16 protein-coding genes are annotated in these 19,965 nt (G+C 58.8%); 15 read left to right on the forward strand and 1 reads right to left on the reverse strand.

What is annotated here, in order from left to right:
- The first annotated feature begins 3 nt into the window (after positions 1-3).
- From ACF0H7_RS18115 to ACF0H7_RS18125, 3 genes are all read left to right on the forward strand, one after another.
- Positions 4-696, forward strand: coding sequence for a response regulator transcription factor (locus ACF0H7_RS18115; protein WP_397453937.1), 693 nt, complete (start codon positions 4-6; stop codon positions 694-696).
- A complete protein-coding gene (locus ACF0H7_RS18120; protein ID WP_397448275.1) occupies positions 674-2,026 on the forward strand; it encodes a sensor histidine kinase in 1,353 nt (450 codons plus the stop codon). The genes ACF0H7_RS18115 and ACF0H7_RS18120 overlap by 23 nt, the downstream gene beginning before the upstream one ends.
- Before the next feature lie 374 nt (positions 2,027-2,400).
- On the forward strand, positions 2,401-4,332 hold the full coding sequence (locus tag ACF0H7_RS18125; RefSeq protein ID WP_397448276.1) for an LTA synthase family protein: 1,932 nt from the start codon (positions 2,401-2,403) through the stop codon (positions 4,330-4,332).
- 49 nt (positions 4,333-4,381) lie between these two features.
- Here the strand turns inward: ACF0H7_RS18125 and ACF0H7_RS18130 are convergent, their stop codons facing one another.
- On the reverse strand, positions 4,382-4,582 hold the full coding sequence (locus ACF0H7_RS18130) for a hypothetical protein (RefSeq protein WP_397448277.1): 201 nt from the start codon (positions 4,580-4,582) through the stop codon (positions 4,382-4,384).
- A gap of 787 nt (positions 4,583-5,369) precedes the next feature.
- Between ACF0H7_RS18130 and ACF0H7_RS18135 the strand changes: the two genes are divergently transcribed.
- The 12 genes from ACF0H7_RS18135 (at position 5,370) to ACF0H7_RS18190 (ending at position 19,954) form a co-directional block, all read left to right on the forward strand.
- Positions 5,370-6,395, forward strand: coding sequence for an IS630 family transposase (locus ACF0H7_RS18135; RefSeq protein WP_397448278.1), 1,026 nt, complete (start codon positions 5,370-5,372; stop codon positions 6,393-6,395).
- 75 nt (positions 6,396-6,470) lie between these two features.
- Positions 6,471-7,631, forward strand: a complete 1,161-nt coding sequence (locus ACF0H7_RS18140; protein WP_397448279.1) for an outer membrane beta-barrel protein — start codon at positions 6,471-6,473, stop codon at positions 7,629-7,631.
- Positions 7,632-7,643: 12 nt separating this feature from the next.
- On the forward strand, positions 7,644-8,177 hold the full coding sequence (locus ACF0H7_RS18145; RefSeq protein ID WP_397448280.1) for a polysaccharide biosynthesis/export family protein: 534 nt from the start codon (positions 7,644-7,646) through the stop codon (positions 8,175-8,177).
- Between the two features lie 2 nt (positions 8,178-8,179).
- Positions 8,180-10,495, forward strand: coding sequence for a GumC family protein (locus tag ACF0H7_RS18150; protein WP_397453938.1), 2,316 nt, complete (start codon positions 8,180-8,182; stop codon positions 10,493-10,495).
- A 62-nt stretch (positions 10,496-10,557) separates the two neighbouring features.
- The gene (locus tag ACF0H7_RS18155) at positions 10,558-11,949 is read left to right on the forward strand and encodes an undecaprenyl-phosphate glucose phosphotransferase (protein WP_397448281.1); all 1,392 of its coding nucleotides are present in this window, start codon (positions 10,558-10,560) and stop codon (positions 11,947-11,949) included.
- 48 nt (positions 11,950-11,997) lie between these two features.
- Positions 11,998-13,356: a UDP-glucose dehydrogenase family protein gene (locus ACF0H7_RS18160; RefSeq protein ID WP_397448282.1), complete on the forward strand. Its 1,359-nt coding sequence runs from the start codon at positions 11,998-12,000 to the stop codon at positions 13,354-13,356.
- The gene (locus tag ACF0H7_RS18165; RefSeq protein ID WP_397448283.1) at positions 13,353-14,198 is read left to right on the forward strand and encodes a WecB/TagA/CpsF family glycosyltransferase; all 846 of its coding nucleotides are present in this window, start codon (positions 13,353-13,355) and stop codon (positions 14,196-14,198) included. The genes ACF0H7_RS18160 and ACF0H7_RS18165 overlap by 4 nt, the downstream gene beginning before the upstream one ends.
- A complete protein-coding gene (locus ACF0H7_RS18170; protein ID WP_397453939.1) occupies positions 14,080-15,153 on the forward strand; it encodes a glycosyltransferase in 1,074 nt (357 codons plus the stop codon). The genes ACF0H7_RS18165 and ACF0H7_RS18170 overlap by 119 nt, the downstream gene beginning before the upstream one ends.
- Entirely contained in the window at positions 15,150-16,262 is a 1,113-nt protein-coding gene (locus ACF0H7_RS18175; protein ID WP_397448284.1) for a glycosyltransferase, read from the forward strand. Before ACF0H7_RS18170 ends, ACF0H7_RS18175 begins: the two co-directional genes overlap by 4 nt.
- Positions 16,259-17,575, forward strand: a complete 1,317-nt coding sequence (locus ACF0H7_RS18180) for an O-antigen ligase family protein (RefSeq protein WP_397448285.1) — start codon at positions 16,259-16,261, stop codon at positions 17,573-17,575. The genes ACF0H7_RS18175 and ACF0H7_RS18180 overlap by 4 nt, the downstream gene beginning before the upstream one ends.
- The gene (locus ACF0H7_RS18185) at positions 17,569-18,504 is read left to right on the forward strand and encodes a glycosyltransferase family 2 protein (RefSeq protein WP_397448286.1); all 936 of its coding nucleotides are present in this window, start codon (positions 17,569-17,571) and stop codon (positions 18,502-18,504) included. Before ACF0H7_RS18180 ends, ACF0H7_RS18185 begins: the two co-directional genes overlap by 7 nt.
- A gap of 31 nt (positions 18,505-18,535) precedes the next feature.
- On the forward strand, positions 18,536-19,954 hold the full coding sequence (locus ACF0H7_RS18190; RefSeq protein WP_397448287.1) for an oligosaccharide flippase family protein: 1,419 nt from the start codon (positions 18,536-18,538) through the stop codon (positions 19,952-19,954).
- Positions 19,955-19,965: the final 11 nt, after the last annotated feature.

The following is a 19,965-nucleotide window of genomic DNA, read 5'->3' on the forward strand; positions in this document are numbered from 1 at the left end:
TCCATGACCCATGTACTCATTGTCGAAGACGATACGTCCACAGCCAAAGAAATCAAGGCAGCGTTGCACGATCACGGCTTCGACGTCACCTCCGTCGACAACGGCCGCGAAGGCTTGCTGCACGCTTTCAGCGACCGCTTCGACCTCGTCGTGCTGGACCGGATGTTACCCGGTTCGGTGGACGGTCTGGGCGTGCTGACTGCCATGCGCGCTGCGGGCATCGCCACCCCGGTGCTGATCCTCAGCGCCCTCAGCGCCCTGGATGAACGCGTTCGCGGATTGCGTGCTGGCGGCGACGATTACTTGACCAAACCCTTCGAGTTCATCGAGCTCACCGCGCGGCTGGATGCGTTGATCCGCCGCCGCACTGCGCCGGTCACCCAGGAGCGAGAAAACCGCCTGAAGGTCGGCAATCTCGACATTGACCTGTTGAACCGCTCGGTGCGCCGAGGCGATCGAGTGGTCGATTTGTTGCCCCGTGAGTATGCGCTGCTCGAACACTTGATGCGCAACGCCGGGCAGGTGGTGACCCGGACCATGCTTTTCGAAGCGGTGTGGAGCTACAGTTACGACGAGCGAACCAACGTCATCGAAGTGCATATCGGTCGCCTGCGGCGCAAGATCGATAGCGACGGCGAAGAGCAAATGATTCACACCATTCGTGGAGCCGGCTATGTTCTCCGTGCACCTGAGTGAAATCCCGCGCACCATCAGTTTTCGCACGGGCCTGATGTTTCTCGGCCTGTTCGGTTTTTCGTTTCTCGCGCTATTCGGCTACATCTACTGGCAAACCGCAGTCTATCTCACCGCCGAGGCCGACACCGCCCTGGGCCGGCAGGTAGAGAACCGCAGCCAGCAGACGCCAGAGGTGCGGGAACGGGAGATCCGCAAACACGAATTGCAGGACGCCGACGCCCGATTCCCCCACGCATTGTTCGATGCCAATGGCACTTACATTACCGGGGCCATTCATGATTTGCCGCCCTTCAAGGCCTACGACAAGCCCGATGAGTTCCGCTGGGAACGGGCCGAAGGCCGCCGCCGCCCAGTGCGCTTCATGGTGCATCGCTACGATGACGGCACGACCCTGCTGGTGGCGCAGGACATGCGCGACATTCGTGAGTTTGACGAACTGCTGGTCAACGCACTGATTTCCGGTGGCTGCCTGCTGCTGATTGTCGGGCTGATCGGTGCCGTGATCCTTGGCCAATCGGCACGACGACGTCTGGCTACCCTTACCACCTCGATCAAAAAAATCATCGAAGGCGACCTCAGCGGGCGTCTGCCCACCCGTGGCAACCGAGACGATATCGATCGGGTGGCGAATGTGGTCAACACCATGCTCGACGAACTGGAACGGCTGATGAGCGAGGTCAAGGGTGTCTGCGACGACATCGCCCATGATTTGCGCACCCCGCTGACGCGCATGATTGCCGGGCTCGAGCGCGCGCAACGACGCGAAGAGGATTACGCTTCGACCATCGACGCCGCACTGATCGAAGCCCGTGGCTTGCTACAGACCTTTCGCGCCCTGCTGCGCATTTCTGAAATCGAAGACAGCGCCCGGCGCAGCAACTTTTCCGAGATTGATCTGAATCTGATCGGTGCCGACGCCGCCGAGTTTTTCGAACCACTGGCCGAAGAGCGCGGCATGAGCCTGACCTTTACCCCTACATCCACCCCGGCGCTGCTACGAGGCGATGCGCAAATGCTGTTCGATGCGCTGTGTAACCTGCTGGATAACGCGATCAAATTTTCTCCCGACAACGCACAGATTCAGCTGTCGGTTATCGCGACCGCCCATGGCCCCGGCCTGAGTGTGCGTGACAACGGCCCCGGGATTCCGGAACCCGAACGCGAAGCGGTGTTTCGCCGCCTGTATCGCTCCGAATCCAGCCGCCAAACGCCCGGCAATGGCCTGGGTTTGAGCATGGTCGCCGCCGTGGCACGCCTGCATGACATGACCTTACAGGTGCACGACGCGCAGCCAGGGTGTCAGATCCAGTTGATGAGCGCCCCGCACTGATGCATCACGACACACGGGTCAGGCACTGACCCGTTACTGGGCAGCCCAGAAGTTTTTACCCCCTCGCAACATCTTTTTGACACAAAAAAGGGGATACTAGGTGGATATGCTCTTGCGCAAAACGCTAACAGGCACGGCCCTGTTAGAAGCATTGTCCTCAGAGCGATGTAATTTTCACCCGATGAACTGTTACTGGCACACCCTCTCGCGCACACAACTGTAACCATTTATGTCATCAAATTCGGCGGTTCAGTGGTGTGTTACCGGACCTCTTCGTTGTTAAATACCGCTTCGCCCCACTTCGCCCTCAAATATTTTATTTGAGACCTTTCTGACATCGAACGAATCGGTGTCGCTGTGTAAAGGAATTGATAATGCGTGCCGCTCGCTTCGCGCCCATGCGCTTTTTGCTGTTATTGACCGCTACCTGGTTCGGGATTTTCCTGATCACTCGCTGCGTATTGCTGGTCAGCCATTTGCACGAAGCCGGTGGCGGCTTCGCCACCGTGTTCGGCATCGGTATGGTCTATGACCTGGCGTTCCTGGTGTATGCCGCGTTACCGATCAGCCTTTACCTGCTGTTCTGCCCGCCCGCTCTGTGGCGCACGCGCGGCCATAAGTGGTTTTTGCAAGGGGTGATGACGGTCAGCATTTTCGTGATGCTGTTCGTGGCCGTTGCCGAGTGGCTGTTCTGGGATGAGTTCGGTGTACGTTTCAACTTTATCGCCGTGGACTACCTGGTGTACTCCAAGGAGGTCCTGAACAACATTCTCGAGTCGTACCCGATTGGCACCCTGCTGAGCATTCTCGCAGTGATCGCCATCGTCCTGAGCCTGGCGCTGTACAAACCGACCAAGGCCGCGCTGAACGCGCCGTTGCCCCGCGCACGGCAGCGCATGACCGGGATGCTGGTGCTGCTGGTGCTCGCCGGGCTGAACATGCAGTTCATCGATCAGGACTACCCTCGCGGCGAAGGCGGCAACGCCTACCAACACGAACTGGCGAGCAACGGACCTTTTCAGTTTTTCGCGGCCTTCCGCAATAACGAGCTGGACTACACCCAGTTTTACGCCTCGCTGCCTGCCGCCGAAGTCGCCACTCAATTGCGCGCCGACGTGAAGGAACCCAACGCCACCTTCGTTGGCACCGACCCACAGGACATTCGCCGGACCATAGCCAACCCTGGCACGCCGCGTACGCCGAATATCATTGTCGTCACCATCGAAAGTCTCAGCGCCGAGTACCTGGGCAGCAACGGCAACACCAAGAACCTGACGCCCAATCTTGATGTATTGCGCAAGCAAAGCCTGTACTTCAACAACTTCTACGCCACCGGTACCCGTACCGACCGTGGTCTGGAAGCCATCACCCTGTCGATTCCGCCGACGCCGGGGCGCTCGATCGTCAAACGCATTGGTCGTGAAAGCGGCTACGGCAGCCTTGGCCAGCAATTGAACGCCGTGGGTTATGACAGCGTGTTTGCCTATGGCGGTCGCGGCTACTTCGACAACATGAACGCGTTCTTCAGTGGCAACGGCTACCGGATCGTCGACCAAAGCAGCGTCCCCGAAACCGATATTCACTTCAAAAACGCTTGGGGCATGGCCGACGAGGATTTGTTCAAACAGGTCCTAAACCTGGCCGACACTGACTTTTCCAGCAAGAAGCCGTTCTTCTTGCAAGTCATGACCACTTCCAATCACCGTCCCTACACTTATCCGGATGGTCGCATCGACATCAAATCCGGCACCGGTCGTACCGGGGCGGTGAAGTACACCGACTTTGCCATCGGCAAATTCCTCGATGACGCCCGTGGCAAGCCTTGGTTCAACAACACGATTTTCGTGTTCGTCGCCGACCATACGGCAGGCAGCGCCGGTCGTGAAGACCTGCCAGTGTCCAACTACCAGATCCCCTTGTTCATCTATGCACCGAGCATGATCGAACCGCGGGAGTCGTCACAACTGGCCAGCCAGATCGATCTGGCACCCACCCTGCTCGGCCTGTTGAACCTGAGCTATCAATCGACGTTCTTTGGCCGCAACCTGTTGCAAGAGAACAACCTGCCGCCTCGGGTGTTGATTGGTAACTACCAGCACCTGGGCCTGTTCGACGGCACTGACCTGGCGATTCTCAGCCCGCAAAAACTGTTGCGCCGCCATGATCAGGCACTGGGCGCCAGCCATGAGAGTCGGGTGACTGACAGCGATCCGCTGGTGATTCGTGCAATCAGTTATTACCAGGGCGCCAGTTACGATTACAAACAACACCTGTTGAACTGGATGCCCCGCGCCTCCGCAGAGTAGGCGTTGCAGGAACAATGGCCGGTGGTTTTTTGGTTGACGACGCCGGCCCTCACGCTTGATAGACATCCAGGTACCCACTGACGAACGCCCTCACGCCGTCTTCGACCGACACGTGAGGGCTGACGCCGATCCACTCTGAAAGCGATGAGATATCCGCCCAGGTCTTGACCACGTCACCCTCCTGCATGGGCAGAAAATTGCGTTGGGCCTTGGTGCCCAACGCCGTCTCAAGACACTCGATAAGGGTCATAAGCGCTATTCGATGTTGGACAGTCGGTGGGTTCCGCGAGGAATTCATTGGCTCACTTGGCCCCGGCATTTATCGACCCGGCGTGCGCTCAGCAGCAAGTACCTACGTCGTCTGGCAACTACTCAAGTGCCACTACTTAACCTAAACCGTCTGCAAAGCGTGAAGAGGTGGAGAAGCAACAATGATCTGCGCGTCGCCCTTTAATTCCCAACGGCGCCCATCAATCACGGACTTGAGTTAGTCTGGTATCACATTGAGCTCAACCAGGCAGCACCTGAACATATATATCAAAAAAAGTTTCATGCCTCCGACAAAACAAAAAATTCCCCGCAAAACAGCGTATTGACACTATGGCACTCCACGATTTGATCAAAGGCATTTTTTTTGACTACTATCGTTTGACAGCTTAGCCATAGTGGTCGATAACTTATTCTCGTCGTGCAAAAAAATGAAATCCGATATCTGTCGGCCGCCCCGCTTTTGCGCCGACAAGTAACAAGTTCATCTAAGGTTGCGAGTGCATACCGTGCGGTAGCTATGCCCGCTCCCGCCCGCCGACGGCAATCTTGATCCTGCTCAGTGCGCAACATTGAGTGAGTCATAACTGAAACACCTACCCCCTGTCCGCCCAGACATTCAAGCGTTTAGCTTTGCCATTTTCAGCTTTGAACTGACGTGTATTTACGCGAACTATGTGCGTGTAGTTAGTTTATCTAACCACCGATTGAGGTCGACGGACGGATCCATTGCCCCCCTTCGATTTCAACCTCAGCGAGAACGAACGCGTATGGCCAAGCCCGCCACTCCATTTGTTTTAACGCCCTCTGATCACGCCACACTGCAAGACTGGACCCAGCAGGAGTCGCTGGCAAAACGGCTTGGGCCGCGGGCCAGAATTCTGCTGACGCTAGCGGATGGATTCACGCCCAAAGAGGTCTGCGATCAGCTTCATATCTCGCCGCCGGTGGTGTTCAAATGGCGAAAACGTTTTTTGGAAGCGGGTCTTGAGGGCTTGAACGATCGGCCTCGAAGTGGCCAGCCTCGCAAGCTGAGTAGCCAGAAGGTCAAGGAAATCCTGACGTTGACCACCCAACGCGTACCGCGTGAGGCAACGCATTGGAGCGTGCGCCTGATGGCCAAATATGCCGCCGTTACTGCTTGGCAAGTGCGGCAAGCCTGGGCTGCTTCCGACTTTAAGCCCCACCATTGCAAGACATTGAAGATCAGCAACGATCCGCATTTTGCCGATAAGCTGGTGGACGTCGTTGGGCTTTATCTGAAGCCGCCCGATAACGCTATCGTGCTATCGATTAATGAACACACACCGGTCCAGCCAAGGGATCGGACCCAATCGAAGTTGCCGTTCCCCGCTAACGTGTATACCGCTTTTGACACCCTGACCTGTCAGGCCATCGGTCAACTCACTCAACGTCGACGGACCCAAGCGCTGTTGGCGTTCTTTCAACATATCGACAGCGCTGTGTCCCCCGAGCTTAATCTCCATGTGATTCTGGACAACAGCTCGGCGCACAAAACGCCGGCGATCAAACAATGGCTGGAGCAGCACTCGCGTTTCAAACTGTACGTCGCCCCCACCAGTGCTTCTTGGCTGAACGCCGTGGAAGATTGGCTCGCGCAGTTGGAACGGCGTGCACAGTATCAAGGTGTTTTCAGCAGTGTGGCCGAGCTGAAAGCGTCCATTCGCCAACTTCTTGAGGTAGACAATGTCCTATCAGCCAAACCCTCGCATTGGATCCAGACGCCTGAGCCACTCTTCAGCTCAGTCCATAAAGCGGTGGGCGATAGGCAGTAAGTTATCGAACTAACCGCTCAAAACCGAGTTTGACTCCCCTGGCCTGGCACAGACACTAATTCAGGAGCAAGGACTATGCCCTTGCAGTCTCGCTACCCCGTTACCCTGATCATGGTTTTTTTATATCCTGAATTGGCCTGGAGCCAGGATCGGCAAGCCATCGATGTCTATGGCTTCGACTTCACTCCAGCGTTTGTGCTCGCAGAAAGTTACGATGACAACTTTCGCGAACTCGAACACGACGTGCAGGCCTCTTGGGTGACCAAACTGGCACCCTCCTTCGAACTCAAGGCCGAAGATCGCAATAGCGCGACCCGCGTTATCTGGGAACCCACGCGCTACATTTATCACGATCACACAGACGCTTCGAACACCGCACAGGATTTACGCGCTGACAGCATCATGGAGTTCACCGACCGCCAACGGTTGAAACTCGAACTGCAGGCGCGCAAGTGGGAAGACACCACGTCGACCGCCGTCAAGGGCATCAATGACAAAGTAGACAGCAAACGGGTCAATGGCGTTTATACCTACGGCGCCCGAAGCGCGGCCAACCAACTGGATTTCGGCGCCCATTATGAGCAACTTCGCTACGACAACAGCGATGGCATCAATGACGACAAAGAACGCAATACCGACGGTATTTCCACGACCTGGTATCACCGTATCGGCAGCAAGACCCGTAGTTTGCTGGAGTACAACCACACCCGCTTTGACTACCTGCAATCCAATAGCCTGCGCAGCAGCAAATCCGATGCCCTGCTGGCAGGTGCCGAATGGGACATGACCGCCCGCACCACCGGCAAAGTGCGGCTCGGCTTTGAGCACAAAAACTTCGACAAGAGCGAATCCAAAGACTTGAACAACCCCACTTGGCAAGTGGATCTGCAGTGGAAACCGCGGACGTATTCGACCTTCTCCTTTCTCGCCCGTCAGGCCATGGCCGAAGGTGACGATGGGTCCGACGCCGTGAAGGAAACCTTTACTCAATTTGGCTGGCGTCATGGCTGGACCGAGCGGATTACCACGGTGGCCCAGGTCGGCGTAGGACGCTATGTCTACGAAGGTGAAAATCGCACTGACAACCTTCAAGACTACAGCCTGGCGGTGGTGTATGAGATGCGTCGCTGGCTGGATCTCGGACTTGGCTATCAATTCCGCACCAACGATTCCGACGCCGACAACCAAGGCTTCAACCGCCATGTGCTCCAGGTCAGTTTCGACGTCCATCTGTAAGAGGATTGACCCATGAACGCGCGCATTGTTTGCCTGTTGTGCTTGCTGTCGCTGCTTCCCACCGTTGAAGCCGCCGAGCCCGGTACCGACTACAGACTCGCCGCCGGCGACGTATTGCGCATCACCGTGTTCGGCGAACCGGACCTGAGTTTCAACAAGATCCGCCTCAACGATGCCGGCACCTTTTCTTATCCGTTTCTCGGTGAAATTTCCGCCAAGGGACTGACCCCGAATCAGGTCGAGAAGAAAATTGTCGACGGCCTCAAGCAAGGCTACCTGATTGACCCCAAGGTCAGCCTCAGCCAGATCGAATACCGTCCGTTTTACATCAACGGCGAGGTGCAAAGGCCCGGCAGCTATCCGTTCGAGCCCGGCTTGACCCTGGAAAAAGCCGTTGCCCTGGGAGGCGGTCTGACCGAGCGCGCGTCGATGAAGCGCGTGACCATCCTGCCCGGCGCTGGCGGCCCTCCCGTGACTGATGACATTACCGGTACCACGGTGATTCGCCCTGGTGACACCATCTCCATTGCACAAGGCTTTTTCTGATGATGGACAATAGCCCCAGCACCCGCTTCGAACGTCCGCTTCAGGCGCACCTGCATCCGCAGCTCAGTGAGGAGTCGGACACCCTGGATTTGCTCCATCTCTGGCGGATCATCTGGGCCGCCAAGTGGAACATCACCTGCCTGATAGTGGTCAGTTGCGTGCTGGCGGTCGTGGCGCTGTGCTTCATTACGCCCCAATACACCGGCAGCACCACCCTGCTGATCAAGGAAAAAACACCCCCCGTATTGACCTTTCAGCAGGGCACGGATTCCGGGGTATCGACCACTGCCGACTATTTGCAAACTCAACAGGCGCTCCTGCAATCGCGGGATTTGGCCGAGCGTGTCGTGAAAAAGCTTGCCCTCAGCACCAACCCGCTGACCGATCCGCGTCAGCAACCGCAGTCATGGTTCACGCCACTCAAATGGCTGGCAGAGCTTAATCTTGGTCAATGGTTGCCCTGGATGGACGGTATCTTTGCGGCGAATCCGCCGCCCACCGAATCCGATATATTCAATGAAGTCACGCAAAACTTCATGCTGGCAACCAACGTCAAATTCGTCGGCAAGAGTCAACTCATCGACGTCGACGTGGAACTGCCGGATCCGGTCCTCGCCGCAGCGGCCGCCAACGCGTTGGCACAAGGTTTCATCGACAGTCAGCAGGACATCAGCCTCAAGTCTTCGCAAAACAACACCAGTTGGATGAACGTGCGCCTGGTTGAGTTGCGCAACAATCTGCGCACCGCCGAAAACACGCTTCAAGGCTATCGCGAAGCGCAAGGCTTGGTGGATGTCGACGGTGTCGCCACCATCAGCGCCAATGAACTGCAGATGACCGGCAACCGGATGATCGATGCCCGTCGTAACCGCGCCGAAGCGGAGAGCCAATACCGCCAGGCACAGGCGCTGAGCAATGGCGACATCAGTCGGCTGTCCAGCGTCCCGGCGGTGATGAGCAACCCGGTGATCCAGCAATTCCAGGCTGATCTGGCCAAGGCGAAGTCCAAGGTCGAGGACCTGTCGGGGCGTTATGGCCCGAAACATCCGGCGCTGATTTCCGCCCAATCCGAATTGCGCGCCGCCACCAACAGCCTGCGTCTACAGGTTCAACAGGTGGTGGCCGGCATTGAGCGGCAGTACCAGTTGGCGGTGGCCAGCGAAGACGCGATGAATAGATCCTTCAACAGCAACAAGGCGCAAATTCAGGATATTTCACGTAAAGAGTTCCAATTGCGCGAATACCAGCGCGAGGTCGACAGCACCCGCGATCTGTACGAAACCTTTGTCACCCGCTTGAAGGAAACCACCGCAACCTCCGACATGGACTCCGCCAAGGCGCGTATCGTCGATTCGGCAATCGTGCCCGTGAAGCCCAGCAAACCACGCAAAACCTTGATCGTCGCGATCGTCGCGGTGGCCGCTATGGTGATGGGTATCGCGCTGGCCTTTTTGCTGGAAACCCTGAGCAATACGTTCAAGACCGATGAAACCATCGAGAGCAAGCTCAATGTGCCGCTGCTCAGTGTGGTGCCGCTGGTGGTGAAGAAAAGCCGCCGGCAACTGGCCCGCCTGTTCGAAGACAACGACCATCCGCGCTTCTCCGAGACCATCCGCAACCTGCGCACCTGGTTGATGTTGCAAAGCGCCGAAGGGCCTTCGCAGGTGGTGCTGGTCACGTCATCGGTTGCCGGTGAGGGCAAAAGTACCATCGCCAACAACCTGGCCTGCTCCCTTACTTCGCTGGAACGCGTGCTGTTGATCGACGCCGACATGCGCCAGCCGACGCTCTCGTTGAACTTCGACTTTCCTGCGGAAAATCCCGGTCTGGCCAATGTGATTGCTGGCACCGCACGGCTTGAGGACTGCATCCGCACCGTGGGCAATCTCGACATGCTGCCGGCCGGAACGCTGTCGATGGCTGCACTCGAGCAGTTCAACCCTCCGCGCTTGTCTCCGGTACAGCATTCGCGTCGCGTAACGCCTCAGACACCCGCACAGGATCTGCTCAGTTCGCCGCGCATGGGCCTGATGTTGCAGGCGCTGAAGACACGCTACCGGCACATCATCATCGATTCGCCGCCGGCCGAAATGGTCAGCGACGCGCTGTTGCTGGCCAAGCATTCGGACGCCGTGATCTATGTGGTCAAGGCCGAGAGCACGCCGATCAGCCAGGTGCAGAAGTGCCTCGCCATGCTGCAGCAAAATCAGGTGCCGGTTGTCGGGGTGGTGCTCAATCAAGTCGATTTACGCAAGGCGCGTAAATACGGCTACAGCCACTCTAGATCGTTCTATGACTACGACTTCGCCCCCCGATAGCGCCGCTACACCCCCGTAACCTCAACACCGGCCTGCGGAATCGAAGTCTGGAGATTGAGTCGATGACACCGCAATTTACCGCCCAAATGGCACACCGGCGCGGCCTGACATTCTGGGGGCAATGGCTGTGCGCAATGACGCTGGTCAACCTGCTATTGATCGGGCTTGTGCAATGGCGCGTCGGCAATCTGCCCAGCGAATACCGCGTGCTGATGATCCTGACAGTGGTCGGTTCGGTGCCGATTTACAGCCTGATGCAGGTCTACCACAAACGTCATGGCCTGCTGGTCGGGCTCGCCCGGTTACTGGCCGGCTGGCTGATCCTGCTGGCCGTGCTGATCAGCATTGCGTTCGTGACCCAGACCAGCATTTTGTTCTCGCGGCAGGCAATTATCGTTTGGGCCGTCGTAGGCTTCCTGGCCCAGGCCACCAGTTTCCTGCCCCTCCACTTTGTCGTTCGCCTGTATTCGCGAATGATCCGCAACGAACGCCGCTCAGTGATTATCGGCACCTGCCCGACCGCCCATGAGCTGGCCAAAAAGCTGACCACCCCCAACCGTGCCCTGTTACTCGGGTTCATCGCCGCGAAGCAACACTCCGGCCCGGCCCCGAGCATTCTGCCGCTGCTCGGCCATGTCGACGACATCCGCGAGATCATCAACCGCCTGGGGATTCGCCGCGTCTACATCGTGTTGCCGATGGCGGAAGCCGCCACCATCGAGGCGCTGTACATCGATTTGCTGGACATCAACGTCGACGTGGTGTGGATCCCGGATTTCGGCGGCATGGTCTTGCTCAATCACTCGATCTCGGAAATCGAGCGCATGCCGGCGATCTATCTGAATGAAAGCCTGATCACCTCACACCCCGGCAGCCTGTTCTGCAAAGAGTTATTCGAACGCAGCGTGGCCGCCGTGGCGATCATCCTGCTCAGTCCGCTTTTGCTGGGGGTGGCGGTGGCCATCAAGCTGTCCTCGCCCGGGCCTGTGCTGTTCAAGCAAAACCGCCATGGCTGCGACGGTGAGGTGTTCAAGGTCTGGAAGTTTCGCTCGATGTCGGTCCACGACGATCAGCAGGTGCGCCAGGCCACGCGGGATGATAAGCGTGTCACCCCGCTCGGGCGATTTTTGCGCCGTAGCTCCATCGATGAATTGCCGCAACTGTTCAATGTGCTGCTAGGGCATATGGCCCTGGTCGGCCCTCGGCCCCACGCCGTTACCCACAACATTTACTACACCGGCAAAGTCAGCGCCTACATGGCCCGCCATCGCCTCAAGCCAGGCATTACCGGCCTGGCGCAGATCACCGGGCACCGGGGCGAGACTGAAACCGTGGAAGAAATGCAGCTGCGGGTCGCCCAGGACCTGACGTACATCAACCACTGGTCGATGTGGCTGGACATCAAAATCCTGCTCAAGACCCCCTTCAGCCTGTTCTCGAAAAACATCTACTGACTGTGTGACCGGTCGTTGGTTTACGCCACGATCCACCGAGGTTTCCTTATGAATGTAAGTGTATTTGGCATTGGTTATGTGGGGCTGGTACAAGGTGCCGCGCTGGCCGAGGTGGGCCACAACGTGCTGTGTGTTGATGTTGACGAGGGCAAGGTTCAAGCCCTGAAGGACGGCACCCTTCCACTCTACGAACCGGGCCTGGAAAGCCTGGTTCGCGAGAATTATAAAAACGGCCGGCTGCAATTCGGCACCGACCTCGCCAGTGCAGTGCATCATGGCGATGTGCTGTTGATCGCCGTCGGCACGCCGCCGGATGAGGACGGTTCGGCGGACCTCAAACATGTACTGAGCGTGGCGCAGACGATCGGCCAGCACATGCAACGGCATCAAACCATCGTCGACAAATCCACCGTCCCCGTTGGCACCGCTGACCTGGTGCGCGAGCGCATTGCCCAGGTCCTGCTGGAATCCCATCGCAGCGACCTGACGTTCGACGTGGTCTCCAACCCCGAATTTCTCAAGGAAGGCTGTGCGGTCGACGACTGCATGCGCCCGGATCGCATCATCATCGGCACCGACAGTCAGCGCGCTGAAGCCGTCATGCGCGAGCTGTACGAGCCGTTCAACCGCAATCACGAAAAAATCATCGTGATGGACCTGCGCAGCGCCGAACTGACCAAATACGCCGCCAACTGCATGCTGGCGACCAAGATCAGCTTCATGAACGAGATGGCCAACCTGGCCGAGAACCTCGGCGCCGACATCGAAATGGTGCGCCTCGGTATCGGCTCGGATCCGCGCATCGGTTACCAATTCATTTACCCCGGTGTCGGCTACGGCGGCTCGTGCTTTCCCAAGGATTTGAAGGCGCTGATTCACGTCGCCAATAGCCTCGACCTCGATGTCCGGGTGTTAAAGGCGGTCGAGTCACGCAATAACGATCAGAAAACCACCCTGTTCCACAAGATCTTCAACCACTTCAATGGTGCCCTTCAGGGCAAGACCTTTGCCCTGTGGGGCTTGAGCTTCAAGCCCAACACCGATGACATCCGTGAGGCCCCCAGCCGCGTGCTGATGGAAGCGTTGTGGCGAGCTGGCGCCCGCGTCCAGGCGTTTGACCCTAAAGCCATGGAGGAAACCCAGCGTCTGTATGGCGACCGCGATGACCTGGTCCTGGCAGGTACCAAGGAAGCCGCGCTGAAAAATGCAGATGCGCTGGTCATCGTCACCGAATGGCAGCCGTTTCGCGCCCCCGATTTTGAATTGCTCGCCCGACAACTCAAGCAGCCGCTGATTTTTGACGGGCGCAATCTGTTCGACCCGCAGCGTTTGAGCAAACGCGGTTTTACCTACATCTCCGTGGGCCGTCAGACCCTACAAGCGCTTGCGCAAGGAGGTCCGCCATGATCCGTCTAAAAGTGGTCGAGCGTTACTCGCCGACATTGCTTGAATCCAATCGCGCGTTTTCCTTCATCAACTTTGCGTCGATCGGCAGCTTTCTCCAGCAACCCCACTCCCTCGCCTGTTTCTGCGACGGCATGTTGATGTCGGGCTTCATGTCGTATGTCACCGGAATTCCCGTGCAGCGGGTCAGCTTCGACTTCACCTCCATCGCCGACCCGGTATTCCGTGACGCCGAACTGAAGGGCAAGCGTATGTATGTGGTGGGTGCCAGGCATGCCGAGCTGGAGCTGTTCATCGCAAAGCTGCAAGAGCGCTACCCACACCTGACGATTGCCGGCGCTCACCACGGTTACTTTAATGCGTCACAAGCGCGAGCCGTTCAGGCAGATATTCGCCGCAGCCGGGTGAACATATTGCTGGTGGGACTGGGTGCCGGGTTGCAAGAACGCTTCGTCCTCGATGCGGTGAGGGAAGGCTTCGACGGCGTCGCGTTTACCTGCGGCGGGTTCATTCGCCAGGAGGCCACGACCACCGGTTGTTACTACCCCGAAGCGATCGACCGCCTGCATTTGCGTGCGTTTTATCGGATGTACCGCGAGCCGCGCACCATCAAGCGCTACCTGGTCGACTACCCGAGCAACTTTCTCCAGCTCGCGGGAATGATTCTTCGGCACAAAGTCGCGATCGATATCACTGCGCCCAAAGCGCCGGGGAAAGACCATGCATATCCTGTTCGCTCTGAAGGACTTCACCCCCGGCGGCGGTGTCGAGTGTGTGCAGAAACGCCTGGCGGAGCAGTTTCTCAAGGACGGCCGACGCGTCAGTCTATTCGTCATGAACGGTGACACGCCGGACATCGAAGGGGCGCAAATCGTCGAAGGCGGCGGCAGCGGTATCGCCGGCCTGCTCAAGTCGATTGTGCTGCTGCGCCTCTTTATTCATCGTGAAGGCGTGACGCACCTGATCGGTGCTAAGGAACAGGCCAATCTTTGCACCTGGTTCGCCACCCTCGGCAGTTCCTGCAAAGTGATCTACAGCCGTCACGCGGCGCTGGATTGTGCCGAACAGAAAACCGGCGTCGGTAGCCTGCGCCTGCTGTACGCGTTGTACCTGTGCGGCAGCGGCAAGGTGGTGACGGTGTCCCAGGGACTGCGCCAGTCCCTGGCGAGACTGATGCCCTGGGGCCATCCGCGGATTCGCTATTGCCCCAATGCCGTGGTCACCGAACAACTGCTGAGCGCCGCGCAGGCCCCCCTACCAACCGGTACGCCCACTCACTACTGGCTGGGCGTTGGCCGACTGGTCGTGCCCAAGGGCTTCCATCTGCTGCTTGAGGCCTACGCCATGGCGGCGGAACAACGCACGCTGCCCGATCTGGTGATCGCCGGTGATGGCCCGCAACGTGCCGACCTGGTGACCTTGGCACAGCGCCTGGGCATCGCGCAGCGGGTGCATTTCACCGGGCATCTGCGCAATCCCTACCCGTTGATCCGTCATGCACGCCTGCTGATCCTGAGTTCTCTCCATGAAGGGTTGCCCACCGTATTGATTGAAGCACTGGCGCTCGGCACGCCGGTGCTGTCCACCGACTGCGGCAGTGGGCCCAGGGAGCTGCTCGATAACGGACGCCTCGGGCCGCTGGTGAAAGTCAACGATGCACCGGCGCTGACGCATGCACTGCTGCAAAGCCTGGCGGCCGATGGCAACGCCGCGCCCGGCAAACCAGCGCTCGCCGAGACGGTCCGCCAATACACCAGTGAGCACGCCGCACAGGCTTACTATCAGGTCTGGAACCAATGAAAAAACTGCTGATCATCCTGCACGACCTCGGCGCAGGCGGCGCCGAAAAAATGATGATGCGGCTGGCCGGTGCGCTGGTAGAGGCCGGCAACGACGTGACCTTGCTCATGCTCACCGGTGGTGGCGTGTACGCGGCGCAACTCGATCCGCGGGTCAAACAGGTGGCATTGCACAGCCCTCGCAGCGCCGCCGCCGTGCTGCCGTTGGCCGGTTTTCTGCGCCGCAATCACTTTGACGCGCACCTGGCCGCCCTCACCCATGTCAACGTGATCGCCATCGCCGCCGCCCTGCTCTCGGGCACGCTTGCACGGATGCACGTCAGCGAGCGCAACGCGTTTTCCCGGGACAAACACGTCAACCCGGCCTTGCCGGTGCGACTGGCGTACCTGTTGGCACCGCTGCTGTACCGCCTGATTCCCAACCCGGTAATCTGCGTTTCGCGCGGCGTGGCCCAGGACCTGGTCGACACCACCCTTGCCCGTCCACGGGACGTCACGGTCGCCGACAACCCGGTGCTCGACAGCGACTTTCGCGACACGCCACCGGGACCTCCGAGCCACCCCTGGCTGCTGGAAAAAACCTCACCGGTGATTGTCGCCGTGGGGCGCCTGGCCCGGCAAAAAGGCTTCGACACCTTGATCGACGCTTTCGCCCGCCTGGCCGATCGCAGCACCCGGCTGATCATCTTCGGTGAAGGTTCGCTGCGGGCCGAATTGCTCGAGCACGCCACCGCCCTCGGTGTGGCCGAGCGTTGTGACCTGCCGGGGTATGCCAGCGATCCCCTGGCGCAAATAGCCGCCGCTGATTGTTTTGTGTTGTCTTCACGCTTCGAAGGCAGCCCCAATGCACTGGTCGAAGCGTTGTCCACCGGCACCCCGGTGGTGTCGACCCGCTGCCCTTATGGTCCGCAAGACATTCTCGACGACGGTGCGGTCGCGCCCCTGGTCGACATCGAAGACCCCGCCGCCCTGGCACAGGCCATCACCCTGGAACTGGCATTGCCCAGGGCCCTGCACCGCCAACGTCGCCTCGATGCTGCGGCGCGATTCATCAGTGGTCGAGCGGTCAACACCTACCTTGCCGCGTTACTCGGGAGGCCAGCGTCATGAACAGGCTGGAAGTCAGGTATTCCACGCTGTGCGATGGGTTCACGCTGTTTGGCGTGCTGTTTTACACACAGGTGATCTCGTTTTTTCTCGGCATGGGCACCGTGGCGAGTCTGGACGATGCGGAAAAGGACCTGGAAGGCAACATTGCCAATCAGGTTTGCGGGATGGTGACCCTGTTGGTGCCACTGTTCTTCTTCATTCGCAACAAGGTGTTCCTCAGCAAAAGCTTTTATCGCAGCAATTTTTTCCTGCTGGTGTTCCTGATCAGCGTGGCCGTGTCAATCAGTTGGTCCAGCGACCCGATGCTGAGTATCAAACGCTTCGTGGCGATGATCAGCGTGGTGTCCTTTGCCGGGTTCATCGCCTACCACTACAGCCTTGAAAAAATCGCCTTCATGTTTGGCTGCGTGATCGGCGCCGCCGCGCTGCTGGGTCTGATTTTCGCGGTGATCCGCCCGGACCTCGCGTTCATCGCCGGCGGCATTCGTGATGGTGCGTTCAAGGGGATCTTTTCGGAAAAGAATGCCGGTGCCCGGATCAATGCGGTCGCCATCCTGTTGCTGTTGCCGATGATCCACCAGCGCAACCCGATGGCCATCCTCTACGCACTATTCCCGCTGCTCGCCATTGCGCTCGCGCAGTCCGCTACCGGGGTCGCACTGGTCGTGGCCGGCACCGCCAGCTACGGGTATTTCCTGATGCTGATCCGCTTGCGCCTGAACCGTTCGTTGGCGGTGTTCTTCGCCGCCACCTTGGTATACCTGCTGATCTGCCTGTTTCTGTACGGCAATTACACACTGCTGCTGGATATGGTCGGCCGTGACCCGTCACTCACCGACCGCACGTTGATTTGGGAGCTGCTGTCGCCGCTGATCGATGACCGATTCATCAAGGGCTACGGCTTCGGCGCCTTCTGGTCCAGCCCCGATGCCGACGTGTTCATCAACCGCTGGGGCTATATCGGTAACGCCCATAGCGGCTACGTGGAAACCCTGCTCAACGGTGGTTTGATTCAATTGATTGCGCTGATCCTGCTGTTCGCTGAAGCCCTGATCAAACAATACCGGGCGATTACCGCCGATCAATCGGCCCGGTATCACGCCTGTGCCCTGGTGATCATCGGCCTGATCGTGGTCACCAACTATGTGGCCTACGTGATTCCCAACTACCGCTCCGCCGAATTCCTGGTGTTTTGCACCCTGACCCTGTCGTTCCGTCATCACCTGGTTAAACGCCGTTACCCGGCACCGCTTGCCAATGCCCGGGGTAATAGCAGATCCAGCGCCGCGTTCAAGGAGCAACGCCCATGTTGAACGATAGCCTTACAGGCCCCCCTTCGGTCTGCGTCGTGATACCGATGTACAACGCCGCCGAGTGCATTCAACAGACACTGGATTCCCTCAGCCAGCAAACCCGACGGCCGGATAAGGTGATCGTCATCGACGATGGTTCCAGCGATCAGGGGCCGCAGATTGTCAGGGACTATGCGGCGCCGTTTCCCCTGATCCTCTTGCAACAGGCCAACCAGGGCCCCGCCACCGCGCGCAACCAGGGTGTCTTCAGCGCCGTCGAAACCTTCATTGCCTTCCTCGATGCGGACGATCAATGGGAACCGCAGAAACTCGAAAAGCAGTTGGCACTGTATGCCGAGCTGACCGACAACGGGCATAAGGTCGGGATGATCGATTGCTACCAGATGAGCGAGTTCAGCGACGGCACTCGACAGTTGGAGGACCGCTGCAAGAGCGGCAATCATTTCACCGACTTCATCCACGAAAACGTGATCAACGGCACGTCCGGCGTGCTGGTCCTGCGCGAAGTGATCGTGGCCCTCGGCGGCTTCGACCAAACCCTGAGGTTTGCCGAAGACCGGTTGCTGTGGACGCGTATCGCCGAGTATTGGGAAATCCACACCGTGCCGCGGGTCCTGCACCGACGGGGGGTCAACAGCGGCAATATCACTGCGCAACCGCAAAAGTACTACCCACACAAAATCCGCTTCATCGAGCTGTACCTTGCCCGTTACGGTGCCAGACTGAACAAGCAGCAACGCACCCATTTTGTGCTGGCCAACCACGCCGAGTTCCTCAATGCGTTTTCCCGGCGCGGTGAACATAAAGACGTCATCGAGGTGTTTCGCAACATGCTGGCGCACTCTTGGCGAACGTTGATTTTGTTCCACGGCAAACTGACCCTGCGTTATCTCTACGCACGGGCAAAAACCCTGGGCAAGGCCTCCTGAACCCACAGCCCTTCATTTCGCGGTCCTTGCCATGGCCAATCATCGTCTGGTGACATTGATCTGGATCTTCACCGAAAAATTCGGCCTGATTTTCCTGTCGATGATCACGTTTGTGGTTTACGCCCACTTGCTGACACCGACCGAGTTGGGTGTCGGAACGGTGATCATCGCCATCGTCGAGATGGTCGGCATCCTTTACTCGTCGGTGCTGGAAGACCCGCTGGTACGGCTGGAGCGCCTGGAAAACAAGCACATCAGTACCGGGTTCTGGTTTGCCGTGCTGATCAGCCTCGCGTCGGTTGTGGTCATCTCGCTGGGTGCCATGCTCTATACGACCGACACCGCGCTGCGCTGGATGACGGCCGTGGCCTCGGTGAAGATTCTGTTCACCATGATGGCGCGGATCTACGTTGTGCAGATGCGCCGCACCAGCAACTTCAAGTTGCTGGCCTCTCGCACCTTGCTCGGCAAAGTGGCCGGCGGCATCGGCGGCGTGCTGGTCGCCCTCTGGGGGTTTGGCCCGTGGGCGGTGATCGCGCAGGCATTGATCATGGAGTTCGTGTCGATCCTGGTCTTGATGCGCGGGGATCGGCGGCGCATTCCCTTTCTTATTGACCGGACAGTGCTGCGCGAACTGTTACACGCCGGGACGCCCGTGGCGATCAACGTGCTGAGTTCGCAAACCCTGCAACGCGGCGTCACCGTGGTGCTGGGTATCACCTCCGGCGCGCAGGCGGTGGGCATCTTCAACCTGGCCATGCGAATCATCGACCTGCCGCGCAGCGCGATCTACAACGGCTTGATGAGCTATGCATTGCCGGCGTTCGCTCGACGCAGTGCCGATCCGGCGCGCTTGATCGGCTTGATTGGCGACTCGACGGCCATCAGCGGTTTCCTGCTCACGCCACTGTTCGTCGGAATCGCGCTGACCGCCAACGACATCATCCTGTTGATCTTCGGCGCCAAATGGGCCGACAGCATCGCGTTGCTGCAGGTGCTGGCCTGCACCGCCGCGCTGGGCAACCTCGCCCTGTATGCGACCACCGCGCTGGTGGCGGTCAACCGTACCTACCTGACCCTCAAGGCCGAAGTGACCACCACACTGCTGGCACTGGCGCTGGTGTACCTGCTGGGTTCCGTTTACGGCGGCATGGCCGCTGCCCTGGCCTTGCTGGTACGGATGCTGATCATCACCCCCTTGCAGATTCGCGGACTCAACACCGCCATCGGCTACGGCTGGCGAAGCTTCTTCGAATCCGGTTACCGCAGTGTGCTCGCCGCGCTGGTCATGGCCGCTGTCGTGACCTTCATCTCCGGGCGATCGGGTCTCTCCGGCTATCTGCACCTGGCCTGTGACATCGTGATTGGTGCGCTGACCTATGCCCTGGCCTATAGCGTGCTGCACCCGCGCTGGGTGCGGGAGTTTAAGGTGGTGTTTACTGCGCGTTGACTAAACACCTT

The organism is Pseudomonas sp. NA-150, assembly GCF_044336365.1.
In the GTDB taxonomy this organism is placed as follows: Bacteria; Pseudomonadota; Gammaproteobacteria; order Pseudomonadales; family Pseudomonadaceae; genus Aquipseudomonas.